Below are 18,403 nucleotides of genomic sequence, written 5' to 3' on the forward strand. Positions count from 1 at the left end.
ATGAGCGCACCGTCCCGTTTCGACCGCGGCCACACCGACGACCTGATGGCCTTCCTCGCGGCGAGCCCGACGCCGTACCACGCCGTGGCGAACGTCGCCGCACGGCTGGACGAGGCGGGCTTCCGGCAGGTCACCGAGACCGAGGCGTGGGACACCCCCGCGGGCACCGGCAGCGGCGGCCGGTACGTGCTGCGCGGCGGCGCGGTCATCGCCTGGTACGTCCCCGAGGGCGCCGCACCGCACACGCCGTTCCGGATCGTCGGCGCGCACACCGACTCCCCGAACCTCAGGGTCAAGCCCGAGCCGGACAGCGGTGCGCACGGCTGGCGCCAGGTCGCGGTGGAGATCTACGGCGGGCCGCTGATGAACTCCTGGCTCGACCGCGACCTCGGGCTCGCCGGGCGTCTCACCCTGCGCGACGGCCGGTCCGTCCTGGTCGACATCGACCGCCCGCTGCTGCGGGTGCCGCAGCTCGCCATCCACCTGGACCGCTCGGTCTCCGCGGACGGCCTCAAGCTCGACAAGCAGCGCCACCTCCAGCCCGTGTGGGGCCTGGGCGGTGACGTCCGCGAGGGCGACCTGATCTCCTTCCTGGAGGAGGAGGCCGGACTGGACGCCGGTTCGGTGGCGGGCTGGGACCTCATGACGTACCCCGTCGAGGCGCCCGCCTACCTCGGCCGGGACCGCGAGCTGGTCGCCGGGCCCCGGATGGACAACCTGCTGTCCGTGCACGCCGGTACGGCCGCCCTGATCGCCGCCGCCACCTCGGGGGAGACGCTCACCCACATCCCGGTCCTGGCCGCCTTCGACCACGAGGAGAACGGCTCCCAGTCCGACACCGGGGCCGACGGACCGCTCCTCGGCAGCGTCCTGGAGCGCTCGGTGTTCGCGCGGGGCGGCTCCTACGAGGACCGGGCCCGCGCCTTCGCCGGCACCGTCTGCCTCTCCTCCGACACCGGCCACGCCGTGCACCCCAACTACGCGGAGCGGCACGACCCGACGCACCACCCGCGCGTCAACGGCGGCCCGATCCTCAAGGTGAACGTCAACAACCGCTACGCCACGGACGGTTCGGGCCGCGCGGTGTTCGCCGCCGCGTGCGAGCGGGCCGGGGTGCCCTTCCAGACGTTCGTCTCGAACAACTCGATGCCCTGCGGCACCACCATCGGTCCCATCACCGCGGCCCGCCACGGCATCAGCACCGTCGACATCGGCGTGGCGATCCTCTCCATGCACAGCGCGCGTGAACTCTGCGGCGCCGAGGACCCGTTCCTCCTCGCCGAGGCCCTGACGGCTTTCCTGGAAGGCTAGTCGGCCGGAAGGGGGGTATCCGCCGAACGGGACCGGAGATTCCGGAACCTACTAGGGGAGGCGAGATCTCATGGGCCTCGGCGGATGCATCATCCTCATAGCCGTGGGAGCGATCCTCACGTTTGCCACCGACTGGCACATGAGCGGCGTCAACCTCGACCTGGTCGGCGTGATCTTCATGGCCACCGGCCTCATCGGTCTGGTGACCTTCAGCGGGATCGCCCGGCGCAGGCGCGTGGTGGTGCCGCCCACCCCGGTGGTCGAGGAGGAACGCCACCACCACGCCCACCGGGACGGCTACACCGACGGCTACGGCGCCTGACCTAGCGCTCGTCACCTTCGTCCAGGCCGGCCAGCACCAGCGGCAGGCGGTCCGTCGCGCCCTCGACGAGGCGCACCGGGACGCCCCAGTCCTGCTGGTGGACGTGGCAGGCCGGGTACTCGTTGGCCGGGTCGTCGTCGCAGGAGGCGGCCATCGCGGAGACGTGCAGGACGCCCTCGGTGACGGCCGGGTCCAGCTCCAGTTCGCGGCTCAGGTCGCTGTGCGCGCCCTCACCCTTCAGCAGCAGCTCGGGCGGGGTCGCCGATACCAGCAGCCGGGTCGAGGGGCCGTAGCGGGTGTCCAGCTTCTGGCCCGCCGGGGCCTGGAAGATCACGTCCAGCCGCAGCCGGCCGGGGGCCACCTCGGTGGCCGCGCGCCGCGTGCGGTGGGCGACCGCCTCCACGCGTACCGCCTCCTCGGGCAGCCGCAGCCGGGTCAGCCGGTGGCGGGCGGACTCCACCACCACGATGTCGTCACCGACGAGCACCGCGTCGCTGGGCTCGCGCAGGTCGGTGGCGAGGGTGGTGACCTCGCCGGTGGCGGGGTCGTAGCGGCGCAGGGCGTGGTTGTAGGTGTCGGCCACGGCGACCGAGCCGTCCGGCAGCGCGGTGACGCCCAGCGGGTGCTGGAGCAGTGCCTGGCCCGCGTCCCCGTCACGGTGGCCGAAGTCGAACAGGCCGGTGCCGACGGCGGTGTGGACCGCGCCGTCGAGGTCCACCCAGCGCAGCGCGGAGGTCTCGGAGTCCGCGAGCCACAGCCGGTCCTCCGTCGCGGCGAGCCCGGAGGGCTGCGCGAACCACGCCTCGGCGCCGGGCCCGTCCACCAGACCCTCGTTGGTCGTACCGGCCGCGACCTGGACGGTGTCCGCCTCCGGGTCGTACGTCCAGAGCTGGTGCACGCCCGCCATGGCGATCCACACCTTGCCGCCGAAGACGGCCACGTCCCACGGTGAGGACAGCTCGACCTCGCGGGCCGCTCCCGAGGTGGGCGCGCCCTGCATCCACTGCTTCCCGGTGCCGGCCAGGGTGGTGACCGCGCCGGAGGCGAGGTCGAGGCGGCGCAGGGCGTGGTTCACGGTGTCGGCGACGACCAAGGAGCCGTCACCGAGCAGCGCCAGACCCTGCGGCTCGTTGAAGGACGCCCCCTCGGCGGAGCCGTCCGCGAACCCGCGCCCACCGGAGCCGATCCGGCGCACGACGGACTCGCCGTCCTGCGCGAGCTCCACCAACTGGTGCCGGGTGGTGTCGCTGACCAGGAAGTTCCCCGAGGGCAGCAGCAGCGCCTTGCCGGGGAAGCGCAGCACGGTCGGCTCCGGCTCCGGTGCCACGTAGGGACCGTCGCCCCGGCGCAGGGTGCCCTTGGCCTCGTGCTCGGCCTCCAGCTCCGCCACCAGCCGCTCGATGGCGTGCACATGGCCCTCACCGGCGTGCTGGGCGACGACGTACCCCTCGGGGTCGATCACCACCAGCGTCGGCCAGGCGCGCACCGCGTACTGCTTCCAGGTCGCCAGCTCCGGGTCGTCCAGCACGGGGTGCTCCACGCCGTACCGCTCGACGGCGTCCACGACCGCCTGGTGCTCCGCCTCGTGCACGAACTTCGGGGAGTGCACCCCGATGACGACCACCGTGTCCCGGTGCTTCTCCTCCAGCTCGCGCAGCTCGTCCAGGACGTGCAGGCAGTTGATGCAGCAGAAGGTCCAGAAGTCGAGGATGACGATGCGTCCCCGCAGGTCGGCCAGGGTGTACTGCTGGTCGCCGGTGTTCAGCCAGCCCCCCTTGCCGACCAGCTCGGGAGCACGGACACGGACGCGTCGAGAAGCGGAGTCGTTCATTCTTCAAGGGTGCCACCCGGCTCCGCCGGACCGGTGCCGGGGATCGTGCCGGGGGGGGATCAGTCCAGGGCGTGCCCCGTGGTGGCGTCCACATGGTCCGGGACCTCGTCGTGGCGGTCGCCCACACTCAGGGTGCCGGTGGGTTCGAAGACCAGGATCTCCGTGGGGACCGGGGCGTACGGCTTGTGCTCGGTGCCGCGCGGCACGGTGAAGACGGATCCCTTCTCCAGGGTCACCGTGCGCTCGCCCGCCGGCTCGCGCAGCGCGATGTGGAGTTCGCCGGTGAGGACGAGGAAGAACTCGTCGGTGTCGTCGTGCGCGTGCCAGAGGTGCTCGCCCTCGACCTTGGCCACACGGACGTCGTAGTCGTTGACCGACGTGACGATGCGGGGGCTCCAGAGGTCGGTGAACGAGGCGAGGACCTGAGGGAGGGAACGGGGTTCTTCGGTTGCCATGCGTTCATCGTCGGCCGTGTGCGCGGGCCGCACGAGTGCTAGGAATCGCACATGGCACAAGAATCCTCGCAGGCACCGCGCACCCACCGGGTCGCCGTACTGGTGGACGCCGGGACCAACCCGTTCGAGGTCGGCGTCGCCACCGAGCTGTTCGGTCTGCCCCGCCCCGAACTCGGCCTGCCCCGGCCGCTGTACGAGGTCACGCTGTGCGCTCCCACCCGCGAGGTGCGGATGAACCACGGCTTCTTCACGATGACCGACGTGGCCGGGCTGGACGCGGTGGACGGCGCGGACACCCTCGTGGTGCCCGGCCGCCCCGACATCGTGGTCCCGCGCCAGGCCCCCGTGCGGGACGCGATCCGGCGCGCGCACGCGCGGGGCGCCCGCGTCGTCAGCTTCTGCACCGGCACCTTCGCGCTCGCCGAGGCCGGGCTGCTCGACGGGCGCCGGGCCGCCACCCACTGGAAGTGGGCCGACACCTTCCGGCGGCTGCACCCGCGCGTCCTGCTGGAACCGGACGTGCTCTTCGTCGACGAGGGGGACGTGCTGTCCGCCTCGGGCAGCGCCGCCGCGCTCGACCTCGGGCTGTACCTGTGGCGCCGGGACCACGGCGCCGAGATCGCCAACGCGGTCTCCCGGCGTCTGGTCTTCGCCGCCCACCGCGACGGCGGACAGCGGCAGTTCGTGGAACGCCCGCTGCCGGAGGTGCCCGACGGCTCCCTCGGCCCGCTGCTCGCCTGGGCGCAGGAGCGGCTCGGCGAACCGCTCACCGTGGCCGACCTCGCCGCCCGCGCGGCCGTCTCCCCCGCCACCCTGCACCGCCGCTTCCGTGAACGCCTCGGCACCACCCCGCTGGCGTGGCTCACCGGCGAACGGGTGGCGCTGGCCTGCCGGCTGATCGAGCGTGGGGAGACCGGTCTGGAGGTGGTGGCGGCCCGCTGCGGACTGGGCACGGCGGCCAACCTGCGGGCGCGGCTGCGCCGGGAGACCGGACTGAGCCCCTCCGACTACCGGAAGCGGTTCGGCCCGGCCGCCCGGTGAGGAACGCCCTTCGCCGGGGAAGCGCTTCAGACATGAGATTCCTCGTGCGCGACCGGCTGCTGGGCATCGGCGACGACTACTGGATCGAGGACGAGAGCGGCCGCAAGGTCTTCCTCGTCGACGGCAAGGCGATGCGGCTGCGGGACACCTTCGAGCTGAAGGACACCGACGGCAACGTCCTGATCGACATCCACAAGAAGATGTTCGCCCTGCGCGACACCATGGCCATCCAGCGGGACGGCGAGGACCTCGCCACCGTCCGGCGCAAGCGCCTCTCCCTGCTGCGCAACCACTACCGCGTCCACCTGGTCGACGGCACCGAACTCGACGTCGGCGGCAAGATCCTCGACCGCGAGTTCGCCGTGGAGTACGAGGGCGAACTCCTCGCGGTGATCTCCCGCCGCCTGCTGACCGTCCGCGACACCTACGGCGTCGACGTCGTACGCGAGGACGCGGACCCGACCCTGCTCATCGCGGTGGCGGTGTGCGTGATCCACCTGGCGGAGAAGGAGCGGGAGGAGGACTGAGGCGCTATGCGCGAGGCGGGTCCAGGCCGAGGACACGGTCCTTCAGCGCGGGGAACTGCTCACGGGTCGCCGCGACCTTCGCCGGGTCGAACTCGACGGTGAGCACCTCCTCGTCCGCGCCCGCCTCCGCCAGGACCTCGCCCCAGGGGTCCACCACGATCGAGTGACCCGCCTGCGGAACTCCGGCGTGCGTACCGGCCGTTCCGCAGGCGAGCACGTACGCCTGGTTCTCGACCGCCCGTGCCCGGGCCAGCAGCGTCCAGTGGGCGCGGCGGCGCTCGGGCCAGCCCGCGGAGACGACGAGGGCCTCGGAGCCGGCGTCGGTGAGCGTGCGGAAGAGTTCGGGGAAGCGGAGGTCGTAGCAGGTGGCGAGGCCGACCGTGGTCTTTGGCAGGCGGACGGTCACCGGTTCGCGTCCGGCGCCCATCAGCACGGCCTCGCCCTGGTCGAAGCCGAAGCGGTGGATCTTGCGGTAGGACGCGGCGAGTTCACCGGAGGGGGAGAAGACGAGAGCGGTGTTGTAGAGGGTGCCGTCGGGGTCCCGCTCCGGGATCGACCCGGCGTGCAGCCATACGCCCGCCTCGCGCGCGGCCTCGGCCATCGCCTCGTGGGTGGGGCCCTCCAGCGGCTCGGCCTCGGTGGCGAACGTGTCGTAGGCGAAGGCCCCGGTGGTCCACAGCTCGGGCAGGACCACGAGGTCGGCACCCGCTTGGGCCCGGACGAGCCCCGCCGCCCGCAGCCGTCGCTCGGCCACGGATTCGCCCTCGTCCACACGGATCTGGATCAGCGAGGCGCGCACACTACCACCGTCCTGGCATTCGAGTCGTTCCCACGGGCCTACGATCGTCACACGAAAGCACTGCCGGGGGGTATCGGAGCAGCGTAACTTGGGGGTCCCCCTGCTCGCGCGTAGCCGAGAGCTCGGGGGAGTCTCCAGACGCCCGCCCAGTGCAGCCGCCGATTCTGCCCGTGTAACGACCGCCGAGGGGTCCTGTTCCGTGAGTCTGCATCCCACCCTCCAGCCCTACGCCGACGCCTGGACCCACTCGATCGACGCGATATCCGAGCTGGTGAACCCGCTGGTCGAGGGTGAGTGGAACCGGCGTACGCCGTGCCCCGGCTGGTCGGTGCGCGACGTGGTCTCGCATGTGATCGGCCTGGACTGCGAGATGCTCGGTGACCCCCGGCCCATCCACACCCTGCCCCGCGACCTCTTCCACGTCACCAACGAGTCGCAGCGGTACATGGAGATGCAGGTCGACGTGCGCCGCCACCACACGGCGCCGGAGATGACGTCGGAACTGGAGTACACGGTCATCCGGCGCAACCGGCAACTGCGCAACGAGTCCCGCGAGCCCGGCGCCACGGTGCGGGGTCCGATGGGCAAGGAGATCACCCTCGAACTCGCCATGCGGATGCGGGCGTTCGACGTGTGGGTGCACGAGCAGGATCTGCGGACCGCCCTCGGCCGCCCCGGCAACCTCGACTCGCCCGGCGCGCTCGTCGCCCGTGATCTGCTGCTGGCCGGGCTGCCCAAGGTGGTCGCCAAGAAGGCGGAGGCGCCTCGCAGTTCGGCGATCGTCTTCGACGTGCACGGGCCGGTGGAGTTCCTGCGCACGATCCGCGTCGACATCCAGGGCCGGGGCACGCTGGAGACGGCACCCGCGCTCGGGCCCGCCGCGACCTTCACCCTCGACTGGGAGACGTACTTCCGGCTGGCCTGCGGCCGGATCACCCCGGAGGCGGCGGGCGACCGCATCAAGACCGAGGGTGACCCGGAGCTGACGGCGGCGATCCTGCGGAACTTCGCCGTCACCCCCTGACCCGTTAACCGGGTGCCGGTTCCCCGGTGCGCCGTTAGCGTGCCCGGCATGACCACCGAGCACGCGAAACCCGCCCGGCTGAGCCGGCTCACCTTCCACGGCCCCCTCTCGGAGGCCCGCGCGGCCGCGATCGTCGCCCGGCTCGCCGCGGTTCGGCCGCGCACCGTGCTGGACATCGGCTGCGGCTGGGGCGAGTTGCTGCTGCGCCTGCTGGACGCCGTACCGGAGGCGCGGGGCACCGGCATCGACGTCGCCGAGGAGGACCTCGCGCGCGGGCGGAGCGACGCAAAGGCGCGTGGGCTCGGCGGTCGGGCGGAGTTCGTGGCGGAGTCCGCGACGGGCACCGGGCATGGCCCGGCCGACCTGGTGCTGTGCCTGGGCGCCAGCCACGCGCTGAGCCCGGCCGAGCAGCCCACCGCCGAGGCGCTGGGCGAGCTGCGGCGACTGGTGGCCGACGGCGGCCGGGTCCTGCTCGGCGAGGGCTTCTGGGAGCGGACGCCCACCGCGGCCGAGCTGGCCGGGATGTGGCCGGGAGCCCGGCCCGACGACCACGTCGGCCTGGGCGAGCTGCTCGACCTCACCGTCGCGGCGGGCTTCCGCCCCGAGTGGACGGAGACGGCGAGCCTCGCCGAGTGGGAGGAGTTCGAGTCCGCGTACCAGGCCGACCAGGAGGTCTGGCTCGCCGGACACCCGGACCACCCCCGGGCGGCCGAACTCCGCGAACGGCTGGACCGGCACCGGGGGCAGTGGATGAGCTACCGGGGCGTGCTGGGGATGGCCTACCTCACCCTCGTCCCCGTCACCCGCTGAGACGCCCCCTGGCTCCCCTCACACGGCCGGTACGTGCACCGTCTCCACCCGGCTCGCCACCAGGCGTTCCCGTTCGCGGCGGGCCGCCCGGCCACGCAGACGGAAGATCTGGGTGAGGCCGAGCGCCTGGAGGACGAAGACCGCGCAGAACGCCACGGAGTAGTCGTCGCCGGTGGCGTCCAGCAGCACGCCGACGGCGAAGAGCGTGGTCATGGAGGCGATGAAACCACCCATGTTGGTGATGCCGGAGGCGGTGCCCTGACGCTCGGGCGGGTTGGCCGGGCGGGCGAAGTCGAAGCCGAGCATCGAGGCCGGGCCGCACGCGCCGAGGACCACGCACAGCGCCAGCAGCAGCGCCATCGGCGCGTGCTCACCGGGCCAGGCGAGGGTCAGCGCCCACATGAGGGCGGTCGCGGCGACCGTACCGAGGGCCAGCGGGAGCCGGGCCGCGTGGTGCCGGGCGACCACCTGGCCGTAGACCAGTCCGATCACCATGTTGGACAGCACGACCAGGGTGAGCAGCTCACCGGCCGTCGCCCGGCTGAGCCCCTGCGCCTGCACCAGGAACGGCAGCCCCCACAGCAGCAGGAAGACCATCGCCGGGAACTGGGTGGTGAAGTGCACCCACATGCCGAGCCGGGTACCGGGCTCCCGCCAGGCCTCCGCTATCTGACGGCGCACGTAGGCGGCGCCCTGGTGCGGGAAGGGCTCCGGCTCGTGGCCCTCGGGGTGGTCCTTCAGGAACAGCAGCGTCAGCACCAGCACGACCGCACCCGCGACCGCGCTGCCCGCGAACGCCGGGGTCCAGCCCAGCCCGTGCAGCAGCCGGGCCAGCACCAGGGTGGAGACGAGGTTGCCCGCCATGCCGACCAGACCGGCGAGCTGGGCCACGAACGGCCCGCGCCGGGCCGGGAACCAGCGGGTGCCCAGCCGCAGCACGCTGATGAACGTCATCGCGTCACCGCAGCCCAGCAGCGCGCGCGAGGCGAGGGCCGTGCCATACGACGGGGAGAAGGCGAAGCCCAGTTGCCCGGCGGTGAAGAGCACCGCGCCCAGGCACAGCACCTTCTTCGTGCCGAGCCGGTCGACCAGCAGGCCGACGGGTATCTGCATGCCCGCGTACACGAGGAGCTGGAGGATCGAGAACGTCGACAGCGCGGAGGCGTTCACATGGAAGCGGTCGGCCGCGTCCAGGCCGGCCACCCCGAGCGAGGTGCGGAAGATGACGGCGACGAAGTAGACCGCCACACCTATGGACCACACGGCGACGGCCCGGCGGCCGCCCGGGGGGTCACCCGGCAGGGTGGTGTCCCGGTTCATCGGACCTCCCCGCGCGCCAGCTCGGAGAACCAGCCGACGTGCCGGTGCACGATCCCGACCGCCGCCTCCGCGTCCCCGGCGCGCAGCGCGTGCAGGATCTCGGCGTGCTCGGCGAGGGTCTTGGCGATCCGGTCGGGGTGCGAGTGCATGACGGCGACGCCCATCCGGAGCTGGCGGTCGCGCAACTGGTCGTAGAGCCGGGACAGGATCTCGTTGCCGCCGCTGCGCACGATCTCGGCGTGGAAGCGGCGGTCGGTGACGGCGGCGGCGGCGAAGTCGCCCGCCGCGGCCTGCTCCCGCTGCCGGTCCAGCAGTTCGGCGAGCCGGTCCAGCAGCGCGGGCGGCGCGGGTACGGCCTTGCGGGCGGCGTGCTCCTCGACCAGCAGCCTGGTCTCCACCACGTCGGCGATCTCCTGCGCGGACACGGGCAGCACCAGGGCGCCCTTCTTCGGGTACAGCCGGATCAGCCCCTCGGCCTCCAGCCGCAGCAGCGCCTCGCGGACGGGGGTGCGGGACACGCCCACCGCCTCCGCCAGCTCGCCCTCGGTGAGCAGGGTGCCGCCCTCGTACCGGCGGTCGAGGACGCCCTGCTTGACGTGGGTGTAGACGCGGTCGGCGGCGGGTGGCTGCCTGGTGGCGGTTTGCATGCCCACAGGATAGATACAACATGCGTGCAGGGGGCGGCGCGGTCCAGGATGCGGACCGGCGGCGAGGGGGCGCCCGCAGAGTGCCGGAAATTTTTTCCCGGCGGGGTGCAACCATTGGGGCCGTTCACCTGTCACATACGTGCGGCCCTCCTTTCAGGGCACCTCAACTAGGCCGTACCCACGGGCATTTCAGACAATCGAGGTATTCCACTTTGATTACCGGCATCAAGGGCTCGTCCCTCCGCAGGGCCGCCGCCGTCGCCGTCGCGTCCGGCGCGCTGCTCACCACCAGTGCCCTCACCGCGGCGCCCGCGCAGGCCGCCTCCGCGCCGTCGATCGTGGCCGCGGGCGGCTACGCGATGAACAACTCCACCGGTGCGTCGCTGTTCTCCAAGGCCGCGGACACCCGGCGCTCCACGGGTTCCACCACCAAGATCATGACCGCGAAGGTCGTGCTGGCGCAGCCGAACCTGAACCTGGACGCCAAGGTCACGATCCCCAAGGGCGCCAGCGACTACATCGTCGCCAACAACGCGTCCTCGGCCGGTCTGATCGTCGGCGACAAGGTCACCGTCCGCCAGCTCCTGTACGGGCTGATGCTGCCGTCCGGCTGCGACGCCGCGTACGTCCTCGCGGACAAGTACGGCTCGGGCAGCAGCCACACCGCGCGCGTGAACTCCTTCCTCGGCAAGATGAACTCCGCCGCGAAGAGCCTCGGCCTGAAGAACACGCACTTCGACTCCTTCGACGGCATCGGCAAGGGCTCGAACTACTCGACCCCGCGCGATCTGACGAAGATCGCCAGCAGCGCGATGAAGAGCGCCAACTTCCGCGCGATCGTCAAGACCAAGTCGTACACGGCGAAGACGGTCACCAAGACCGGCAGCACGCGCACGATGAAGGCGTGGACCAACACCAACACGCTGCTGAGCAGCTACAGCGGCACCATCGGCGTGAAGACCGGCTCCGGCCCCGAGGCCAAGTACTGCCTCGTCTTCGCCGCCACCCGCAACGGCAAGACGGTCATCGGCACGGTCCTCGCGTCGTCCTCCGTCCCCCAGCGCGGCACGGACGCGACGAAGATCCTGAACTACGGCTTCACCAAGTAGGCCCCCGTCGCGAAAGGGCCCGCCTCCACGGAGTGATCCGTGAGGCGGGCCCTTTCGCAAACCGGGAGCCGGCTACGCCCAGGTGATCAGACGCTTCGGCTGTTCCAGGATCGCGGCCACGTCGGCCAGGACCTTGGAGCCCAGTTCACCGTCGACCAGGCGGTGGTCGAAGCTGAGCGCCAGGGTGGTCACCTGACGGGGCTTGACCTTGCCCTTGTGGACCCACGGCTGGAGCTTGATCGCGCCGACGGCGAGGATCGCGGACTCGCCGGGGTTGAGGATCGGGGTGCCGGTGTCGACGCCGAAGACGCCGACGTTGGTGATGGTCACCGTGCCGCTCTGCATCGCCGCCGGGGACGTCTTGCCCTCGCGGGCCGTGGTCACCAGCTCGCCCAGCGCCGCGGACAACTGCGGGAGCGTCTTGTCCTGCGCGTCCTTGATGTTCGGCACGATCAGACCGCGCGGGGTCGCGGCCGCGATGCCCAGGTTGACGTAGTGCTTGAGCACGATCTCCTGGGCGGCCTCGTCCCAGGACGCGTTGACCTCGGGGTTGCGCTTGATCGCGACCAGCAGGGCCTTGGCGATCAGCAGCAGCGGGTTCACCCGCAGCCCCTGGAACTCCTTGTCCTGCTTCAGCTCCTCGACCAGCTTCATCGTCCGCGTCACGTCCACCGTCACGAACTCCGTGACGTGCGGCGCCGTGAACGCCGAGCCGATCATCGCCTGCGCGGTCGCCTTGCGGACACCCTTGACCGGGACACGGGTCTCACGGGCGGAGTCGTACACCGCCACGGCGGGCGCGAGAGCGGGAGCGGGAGCGGCAGCGGGCGCCGGGGTCTCGGTCACGGGCTCCGGGACGGCCACCGCCGCGTGCACGTCCTCGCGGGTGATGATGCCGTCCGGGCCGGACGGCGTGACCAGGGTCAGGTCGACCCCGAGGTCCTTGGCCAGCTTGCGCACCGGCGGCTTGGCCAGCGGGCGCTCCTTCACGGCGGCGGTCCCGTGGCCGTTCAGCTCGGCCTGCACCGCCTGCGCGGCGGCCACGGGCACCTCGGGCCCCTTGCGGGGGCGCCGCTTGGTGGAGGAGGCGGCCACGCCGTACCCCACCAGCACCGGCGTACGGCCCTGCGGCTCGGCCTCCTCCGGCTCGGCCGGAGCGGGCTCGGCGAGGGCGGGCTCGGCGGGGGCGGGCTCGGCGGGGGCGGCCGCCGGGGCGGGCTCGGGAGCCGCACCGCCCGACACGTCCACCGCGATGATCGACGTACCCACGTCGACCGTCGTGCCCTCGGCGAAGCGCAGCTCGCGCACCACGCCGTCGTAGGGGATGGGGAGTTCGACGGCCGCCTTGGCGGTCTCGACCTCGCACACCACCTGGCCGTCGGTGACCGTGTCCCCGACCTGCACGTACCACTTGAGGATCTCGGCCTCGGTGAGCCCCTCGCCCACGTCCGGCATCTTGAACTCGCGCACGGAAGCTTCCGTCATCGTCGTCACGAAACCTTCCTCAGTACGCAAGGGCGCGGTCGACGGCGTCGAGCACCCGGTCAAGGCCCGGCAGATACTCGTCCTCCAGGCGCGCCGGCGGGTACGGGGCGTGATAGCCGCCGACCCGGAGCACCGGGGCCTCCAGGTGGTAGAAGCACCGCTCGGTGATCCGCGCGGCGATCTCCGCGCCGGAGCCGAAGAACACCGGCGCCTCGTGGACGACCACCAGACGGCGGGTCTTCTCGACCGAGGTCTGGATGGTGTCGAAGTCCAGCGGGGACACCGAGCGCAGGTCCAGCACCTCCAGCGACCTGCCCTCCTCGGCGGCGGCGTCGGCCACCTGCCGGCAGAGCTTCACCATCGGGCCGTACGCGGCCAGCGTCAGGTCGGTGCCCTCGCGGACCACCTGCGCCTTGTGCAGCGGGCCGGGGATCAGCTCGGGGTCGACCTCGCCCTTGTCCCAGTAGCGGCGCTTGGGCTCGAAGTAGATCACCGGGTCGTCGCTCTGGATGGCCTGCTGCATCATCCAGTAGGCGTCCGAGGAGTTCGACGGGCTGACCACCTTCAGGCCGGCCACGTGCGCGAACAGCGCCTCGGGGGACTCGGAGTGGTGCTCCACCGCGCCGATGCCGCCGCCGTACGGGATACGGATGACGACGGGCATCTTGACCTTGCCCAGCGAGCGGGCGTGCATCTTCGCGAGCTGGGTGACGATCTGGTCGTAGGCCGGGAAGACGAAGCCGTCGAACTGGATCTCCACCACCGGGCGGTAGCCGCGCAGGGCCAGGCCGATCGCGGTGCCGACGATGCCGGACTCGGCGAGCGGGGTGTCGATGACCCGCTCCTCGCCGAAGTCCTTCTGCAGACCGTCGGTCACCCGGAAGACACCGCCGAGCTTGCCGACGTCCTCACCCATCACCAGGACCTTGGGGTCCGTCTCCAGGGCGCGCCGCAGCGACTCGTTGATCGCCTTGGCCAGAGCCATCTTCTCGGCCATGTCAGTTGCCCCCTTCCGCGTCCGCGAACGACGCCTGGTAGGCGGCGAACTGGGCGCGCTCCTCGTCGACGAGCGCGTGCCCGTCCGCGTACACGTTCTCGAAGATGGCGAACCGGTCCGGGTCCGGCATGGCGCGGACCGCTTCGCGTACCCGCCTGCCCAACGTCTCGGACTCGGCTTCCAGTTCCGCGAAGAATCCCTCGTCCGCGAGGTCCGACGCCTCCAGGTAGGCGCGCAGGCGCAGGATCGGGTCCTTCGCCTCCCAGGCGACGCGCTCGTCGTCGTGCCGGTAGCGGGTGGGGTCGTCGGAGGTGGTGTGGGCGCCCATCCGGTAGGTGAACGCCTCGACCAGCGTCGGGCCCTCGCCGTTGCGGGCGCGCTCCAGCGCCCAGCGGGTCACGGCGAGGCAGGCCAGGACGTCGTTGCCGTCCACGCGGACACCGGGGAAGCCATAGCCCTGGGCGCGCTGGTAGAGCGGCACGCGGGTCTGCTTCTCGGTGGGCTCGGAGATCGCCCACTGGTTGTTCTGGCAGAAGAACACGACCGGGGCGTTGTAGACCGCGGAGAAGGTGAAGGACTCCGCCACGTCGCCCTGGCTGGACGCGCCGTCGCCGAAGTACGCGATCACGGCCGAGTCCGCGCCGTCCTTGGCGATGCCCATCGCGTAGCCGGTGGCGTGCAGCGTCTGCGAGCCGATGACGATCGTGTACAGGTGGAAGTTGTTGCCGTTCGGGTCCCAGCCGCCGTTGTTCACACCCCGGAACATGCCCAGCAGGTTGGTCGGGTCGACCCCGCGGCACCAGGCGACGCCGTGCTCGCGGTAGGTCGGGAAGACGTAGTCGTCCTCGCGGGTGGCGCGGCCGGAGCCGATCTGGGCGGCCTCCTGGCCGAGCAGCGACGCCCACAGGCCCAGCTCGCCCTGGCGCTGCAGGGCGGTGGCCTCGGCGTCGAAGCGGCGGGTGAGCACCATGTCGCGGTACAGGCCGCGCAGCTCATCGGGGGTGATGCCGGCGACGTAACCGTCGAACTCGGCGTTCTTGACCCGCTTGCCCTCGGGCGTCAGGAGCTGCACCAGCTCCGGCTCGGTGCCCTGCTTCGCGGTGCTGCGGGTGCTGCGCCTGGTGCCGGCGGTACCGGCCTTGCCTGCGGCGCTGCGTCGCGGCTTGCGCGCGGCACTGCTCTCCACGGTCACGTGTGCTCCTCCGTCGTTCCGGCCCACGGGGTTGCCGGTGAGCCTGGGGTCCCCCTTGCTCGGTCGGAGCCGGGGGGAGCGGCCACCTCTTCTCGACCACCGGGCACGGGGTGGGTGCCGCTCGGCCGGGAACAGGCGTGACAGGTGCCCCGGCGAGCGCCTGCGGCTTTTAACGTTACCCAGTGCTCCACATTTCTGTGAAACCCCACCTGACCTGCGATTTTGCTTGGATTTCCAAGTAAATCGGCAAAGCCCGGAAGTTTGCTGGTCACAGCCTTGCAGGAGGCCGGAGCAACGGCACGTTATCCCGCGCACCCAGCTCAAAGGAAGAGTCCCGGCGCGTCTCCGGGACCTGTCGTGGATTTCTTTCGTGCGTCTCGCGAATTGCGCTTCGAAGTTCACCGGGACACCCCGAGTGACCGAATGCGACCGCCGACGACTGCCTGTGATAAGCCCCAGCTCACGGGGTCTTTTCGTGCCCTAGCATCGGCCGCGTGCAGCGCCTTCGTGTACCACCCGTCGTGCCCCACGCGCCCCCGCTCGGCACCTTGTTACCCCTCTACGGAGCCGGTACGGCCCTCGCCTGCGAACCGGTGGACCAGGGGCTGCTCAACCGGGGCTACCGGGTGCGCACCACGCGGGGCCGCTACTTCCTGAAGCACCACTTCGACCCCGACACCGCCGACCCCGACGCCATCGAGCGCCGCCATCTCGCCACCCGGCGCCTGGCCGAGGTCGGGGTCCCGGTCGCCCCGCCGCTCACCCACCGCGAGGGCCGTACGGTCGCCGTCGTCGGCGGGCACGCCTACGCCCTGCACCCCTGGGTCGACGGAGGGCATCTGCACGGCGGCCAGCTCACCCGCTCGGAGAGCGCGCGCCTGGGGGCGCTGCTGGGCGCCGTGCACGCCTGCCTGGAGCGCGTGATGCCGCCCAAGGGACGCACCCGCCCGGCCACGAGCCCCCACCCGGTGGAGAGCGCCGACCCGGCCGACACCTTCGACCTCATCGAGGACCTGCTGGGCCACGTCCGCCGCCACAAGCCGGCCGACGCCTTCGACGACCTGGCCCGCCACCGTCTGCTGGAGCGCCGCGCGCTCCTGGAGCAGCACACCCACCGCCGCCCGCCGCGCGGCGGCCCGGTCGGCTGGGTGCACGGCGACTTCCACCCGTTCAACCTGCTCTACAAGGGGGGCACCCCGGCCGCCATCGTCGACTGGGACCGCCTCGGGGTGCAGCCCCGCGCCGAGGAGGCCGTACGCGCCGCCGCGATCTTCTTCGTGCGGCCCGCGGGCATGCTGGACCTGCCCAAGGCGCGGGCGTACGCGCGCGCGTACCGGCGCGCGGCCCGCGCCGGCCCCTCGGAGCTGGCGGCGGCCGTGCACCGGGTGTGGTGGGAGCGCCTGAACGACTTCTGGATGCTGCGCTGGCACTACGAGCGCGGGGACACCCGCGCCGACTGCCAGTTCCCGGCCGCCTCCGCGCTCGCGGTGTGGTGGACAAGGGAGTACGACGCGGTGTGCGACGCCTTCACGAGCTGAGACGCCCGGGTCCCCTCACAGGAGGACCCGGGCGCGGTCATTCACCGGCCGGCCCGTCCGGGCCGGGGGCGGAGGGCGGCGGCGTCGGCCTTCAAGTGCCGTTCGCGCCGCCCGCGTCCGCGCCGGCCGCCGCACCGGCGTCCGCGCCGCCTGCACCGGCCGTGGTGCCCTGGTCGGTGCCGCCCGCGTTGCCCGTGCCGGCCGTGGTGCCCGCATCCGTACCGCCGCCGCCTGCGGCGTTGCCCGTCGCGGGCGGCGAGCTCTGCGGCTTGCTCGGCTGCTGCGGGGTGGTCTGCTGGTCGGTCGGCTCGTCCGTCGGCTCGGCCGTACCCGGGTCGGACGGGGTGTACGACGGGGTCCAGCTCGAACCGTTGCTCCAGCCCGAGCCGCCCTGGGTGGCCGGGTTGTCCGTGGGCTCGTCCGTGGTGTCGTCGGACGGCGTCTCGGACGCCTTGTCGTCCTTGGCCGGCTGGGAGTGGCTCGGCGAGGGCTTGGTGCTCGGGTCGTCACCGCCGCCCGTGTTGTTGAGCGCGAGCGCGACACCGGCGACGACCGCCACCACCGCGAGCGCGGCCAGCACCCACAGCTTGCCTCTGCCGCTGCCCTGGTTGCCGTGGCCCTCGAAGCCGCCGTTGTCGCCGCCGCCGTACCCGCCGGGCAGGATCGGCTGCGGGATCTGCGTGGTACCGCCGTTGTACCCGCCGGACTGCGGCATCACGGTGGTGCCCGCGAAGCCGCCGGGCGGCGTCGGCGAGCCCGCGGAGGCGTCCACCGGGCCGGTGTTCCAGGTGCCGGAGTGGGCGCCCTGGTCGTACAGCATCTGCAGGCCGTACTGGATCAGGCCGCGCATCTCCTCGGCCGTCTGGAAGCGGTCGTCCGGCTCCTTGGCCAGCGAGCGCATGACCAGGCCGTCCAGCTCGGGCGGGCAGCCGCCGGTGACCTGCGAGGGCGGGACGGGCATGTCCTGGACGTGCTGGTAGACCACCGACAGCGGGGTCTCACCGGTGAACGGGGGCCGCAGGGCGAGGAGTTCGTAGAGCAGGCAGCCGGTCGCGTACAGGTCGGAGCGGTGGTCGACGGCCTTGCCGAGCGCCTGCTCCGGGGAGAGGTACTGCGGGGTGCCCATGACCATGCCGGTCTGCGTCATCGTCGTGGAGGCGCCGTGCAGGGCGCGGGCGATGCCGAAGTCCATCACCTTCACCGCGCCGTTGTCGGTGATGATGACGTTGGCGGGCTTGATGTCGCGGTGCACGATGCCGTGCTGGTGCGAGTAGGCGAGCGCGTCCAGCACCCCGGAGACGATGAGCAGGGCCTGCTCGGGGCCCGGCGCGTCCGCGTCGACCAGCAGCTCGCGGATGGTGCGGCCCTCGACCAGCTCCATCACGATGTACGGGACGGCCTGGCCGTTCGCCTGGTCCTCGCCGGAGTCGTACACGGCGACGATCGAGTGGTGGTTGAGTCCGGCCACCGACTGGGCCTCGCGCGTGAAGCGGGCCTTGGAGGTGGGGTCCTCGGCGAGGTCGGCGCGGAGCAGCTTGACCGCGACCGTACGGCCCAGACGGACGTCCTCGGCCGCGAACACCTCGGCCATGCCGCCCCGGCCGAGCCGGTGCGTCAGCCGGTAGCGGCCGTCGCCGACGAGCCCGCCGTTGCCCCAGTTCTCCGGCGACTCCGCCATGCCACCACCGGCCACCTCGGGGTCGGACGGGCCCTGGCCGCCGTGCGTCTGTGCCATCGGTCCTCGCCGTCGTTTCTGCCCGCGATGCGCGGTGTCTTACGGTCTCCGTCGGCCACGCTACAGCCTCGCCGGTGGCCGCCGGTCCCGATCCGGCACCGGGATGAGCCCAGCACGGACCGGCCATGAAACCCGCAGCACAGCCCCCCGTGCAAATTCCGTGCACTGCTCGTACGCCTGCTGTAACGCTTCCGCGACGCTTCTTTCGCGTACGGTCACGGAACGGGCACCGGGCTTGACGTGTCCGTGCCCTCGGGCAG

At 72.1% G+C, this 18,403-nt stretch carries 17 protein-coding genes; 8 read left to right on the forward strand and 9 right to left on the reverse strand.

Features of this window, described 5'->3' with window-relative positions; translation table 11 throughout:
* A partial coding sequence (locus HEK131_RS00005) for a M18 family aminopeptidase (protein ID WP_217463588.1) occupies positions 1-1,311 on the forward strand: 1,311 nt, incomplete at its 5' end.
* A gap of 70 nt (positions 1,312-1,381) precedes the next feature.
* Positions 1,382-1,633: a DUF6458 family protein gene (locus tag HEK131_RS00010; RefSeq protein ID WP_217463587.1), complete on the forward strand. Its 252-nt coding sequence runs from the start codon at positions 1,382-1,384 to the stop codon at positions 1,631-1,633.
* A 1-nt stretch (position 1,634) separates the two neighbouring features.
* Here HEK131_RS00010 and HEK131_RS00015 read toward each other — a convergent pair whose 3' ends face one another.
* Together HEK131_RS00015 and HEK131_RS00020 are read right to left on the reverse strand one after the other, a co-directional pair.
* A complete protein-coding gene (locus tag HEK131_RS00015) occupies positions 1,635-3,464 on the reverse strand; it encodes a thioredoxin-like domain-containing protein (RefSeq protein WP_244333179.1) in 1,830 nt (609 codons plus the stop codon).
* A 59-nt stretch (positions 3,465-3,523) separates the two neighbouring features.
* Positions 3,524-3,919 carry a cupin domain-containing protein gene (locus HEK131_RS00020; protein WP_217463585.1) on the reverse strand — a complete coding sequence of 132 codons (396 nt, stop codon included), beginning with the start codon at positions 3,917-3,919 and terminating at the stop codon, positions 3,524-3,526.
* Between the two features lie 51 nt (positions 3,920-3,970).
* Here HEK131_RS00020 and HEK131_RS00025 point away from each other — a divergent pair, with 51 nt between their 5' ends.
* Together HEK131_RS00025 and HEK131_RS00030 are read left to right on the forward strand one after the other, a co-directional pair.
* Positions 3,971-4,960 (forward strand): GlxA family transcriptional regulator, encoded by a 990-nt coding sequence (locus tag HEK131_RS00025; protein ID WP_244333180.1) that lies wholly within the window; start codon positions 3,971-3,973, stop codon positions 4,958-4,960.
* A 32-nt stretch (positions 4,961-4,992) separates the two neighbouring features.
* A complete protein-coding gene (locus HEK131_RS00030) occupies positions 4,993-5,487 on the forward strand; it encodes an LURP-one-related/scramblase family protein (protein ID WP_217463583.1) in 495 nt (164 codons plus the stop codon).
* A gap of 4 nt (positions 5,488-5,491) precedes the next feature.
* On the opposite strand, the gene HEK131_RS00035 is transcribed toward HEK131_RS00030, so the two are convergent.
* Entirely contained in the window at positions 5,492-6,286 is a 795-nt protein-coding gene (locus tag HEK131_RS00035; RefSeq protein ID WP_244333181.1) for a carbon-nitrogen family hydrolase, read from the reverse strand.
* A 199-nt stretch (positions 6,287-6,485) separates the two neighbouring features.
* On the opposite strand from HEK131_RS00035, the gene HEK131_RS00040 reads away from it, so the two are divergent.
* Both HEK131_RS00040 and HEK131_RS00045 read left to right on the forward strand, forming a co-directional pair.
* Positions 6,486-7,310 carry a maleylpyruvate isomerase family mycothiol-dependent enzyme gene (locus HEK131_RS00040; protein ID WP_217463581.1) on the forward strand — a complete coding sequence of 275 codons (825 nt, stop codon included), beginning with the start codon at positions 6,486-6,488 and terminating at the stop codon, positions 7,308-7,310.
* Positions 7,311-7,358: 48 nt separating this feature from the next.
* Complete coding sequence (locus tag HEK131_RS00045) at positions 7,359-8,120, forward strand: SAM-dependent methyltransferase (protein WP_244333182.1); 762 nt, start codon at positions 7,359-7,361, stop codon at positions 8,118-8,120.
* Between the two features lie 18 nt (positions 8,121-8,138).
* On the opposite strand, the gene HEK131_RS00050 is transcribed toward HEK131_RS00045, so the two are convergent.
* Both HEK131_RS00050 and HEK131_RS00055 read right to left on the reverse strand, forming a co-directional pair.
* Positions 8,139-9,440, reverse strand: coding sequence for an MFS transporter (locus HEK131_RS00050; protein WP_217463579.1), 1,302 nt, complete (start codon positions 9,438-9,440; stop codon positions 8,139-8,141).
* Complete coding sequence (locus HEK131_RS00055; RefSeq protein WP_217463578.1) at positions 9,437-10,087, reverse strand: GntR family transcriptional regulator; 651 nt, start codon at positions 10,085-10,087, stop codon at positions 9,437-9,439. Before HEK131_RS00055 ends, HEK131_RS00050 begins: the two co-directional genes overlap by 4 nt.
* A 212-nt stretch (positions 10,088-10,299) precedes the next feature.
* Here HEK131_RS00055 and HEK131_RS00060 point away from each other — a divergent pair, with 212 nt between their 5' ends.
* A complete protein-coding gene (locus HEK131_RS00060; RefSeq protein WP_217463577.1) occupies positions 10,300-11,196 on the forward strand; it encodes a D-alanyl-D-alanine carboxypeptidase family protein in 897 nt (298 codons plus the stop codon).
* A gap of 72 nt (positions 11,197-11,268) precedes the next feature.
* On the opposite strand, the gene HEK131_RS00065 is transcribed toward HEK131_RS00060, so the two are convergent.
* From HEK131_RS00065 to pdhA, 3 genes are read right to left on the reverse strand one after another with little or no spacing between them, the layout of a single operon-like run.
* A complete protein-coding gene (locus tag HEK131_RS00065; protein ID WP_244333183.1) occupies positions 11,269-12,690 on the reverse strand; it encodes a dihydrolipoamide acetyltransferase family protein in 1,422 nt (473 codons plus the stop codon).
* A gap of 10 nt (positions 12,691-12,700) precedes the next feature.
* Positions 12,701-13,678, reverse strand: coding sequence for an alpha-ketoacid dehydrogenase subunit beta (locus HEK131_RS00070; RefSeq protein ID WP_161151089.1), 978 nt, complete (start codon positions 13,676-13,678; stop codon positions 12,701-12,703).
* A gap of 1 nt (position 13,679) precedes the next feature.
* Positions 13,680-14,870 (reverse strand): pyruvate dehydrogenase (acetyl-transferring) E1 component subunit alpha, encoded by a 1,191-nt coding sequence (gene pdhA / locus HEK131_RS00075; protein ID WP_217463574.1) that lies wholly within the window; start codon positions 14,868-14,870, stop codon positions 13,680-13,682.
* 494 nt (positions 14,871-15,364) lie between these two features.
* On the opposite strand from pdhA, the gene HEK131_RS00080 reads away from it, so the two are divergent.
* Entirely contained in the window at positions 15,365-16,408 is a 1,044-nt protein-coding gene (locus tag HEK131_RS00080) for a phosphotransferase (RefSeq protein WP_244333184.1), read from the forward strand.
* 91 nt (positions 16,409-16,499) lie between these two features.
* Here HEK131_RS00080 and HEK131_RS00085 read toward each other — a convergent pair whose 3' ends face one another.
* Positions 16,500-18,143 (reverse strand): protein kinase domain-containing protein, encoded by a 1,644-nt coding sequence (locus HEK131_RS00085; RefSeq protein ID WP_217463573.1) that lies wholly within the window; start codon positions 18,141-18,143, stop codon positions 16,500-16,502.
* Between the last annotated feature and the right edge of the window lie 260 nt (positions 18,144-18,403).

Source organism: Streptomyces seoulensis (assembly GCF_022846655.1).
GTDB lineage: Bacteria > Actinomycetota > Actinomycetes > Streptomycetales > Streptomycetaceae > Streptomyces.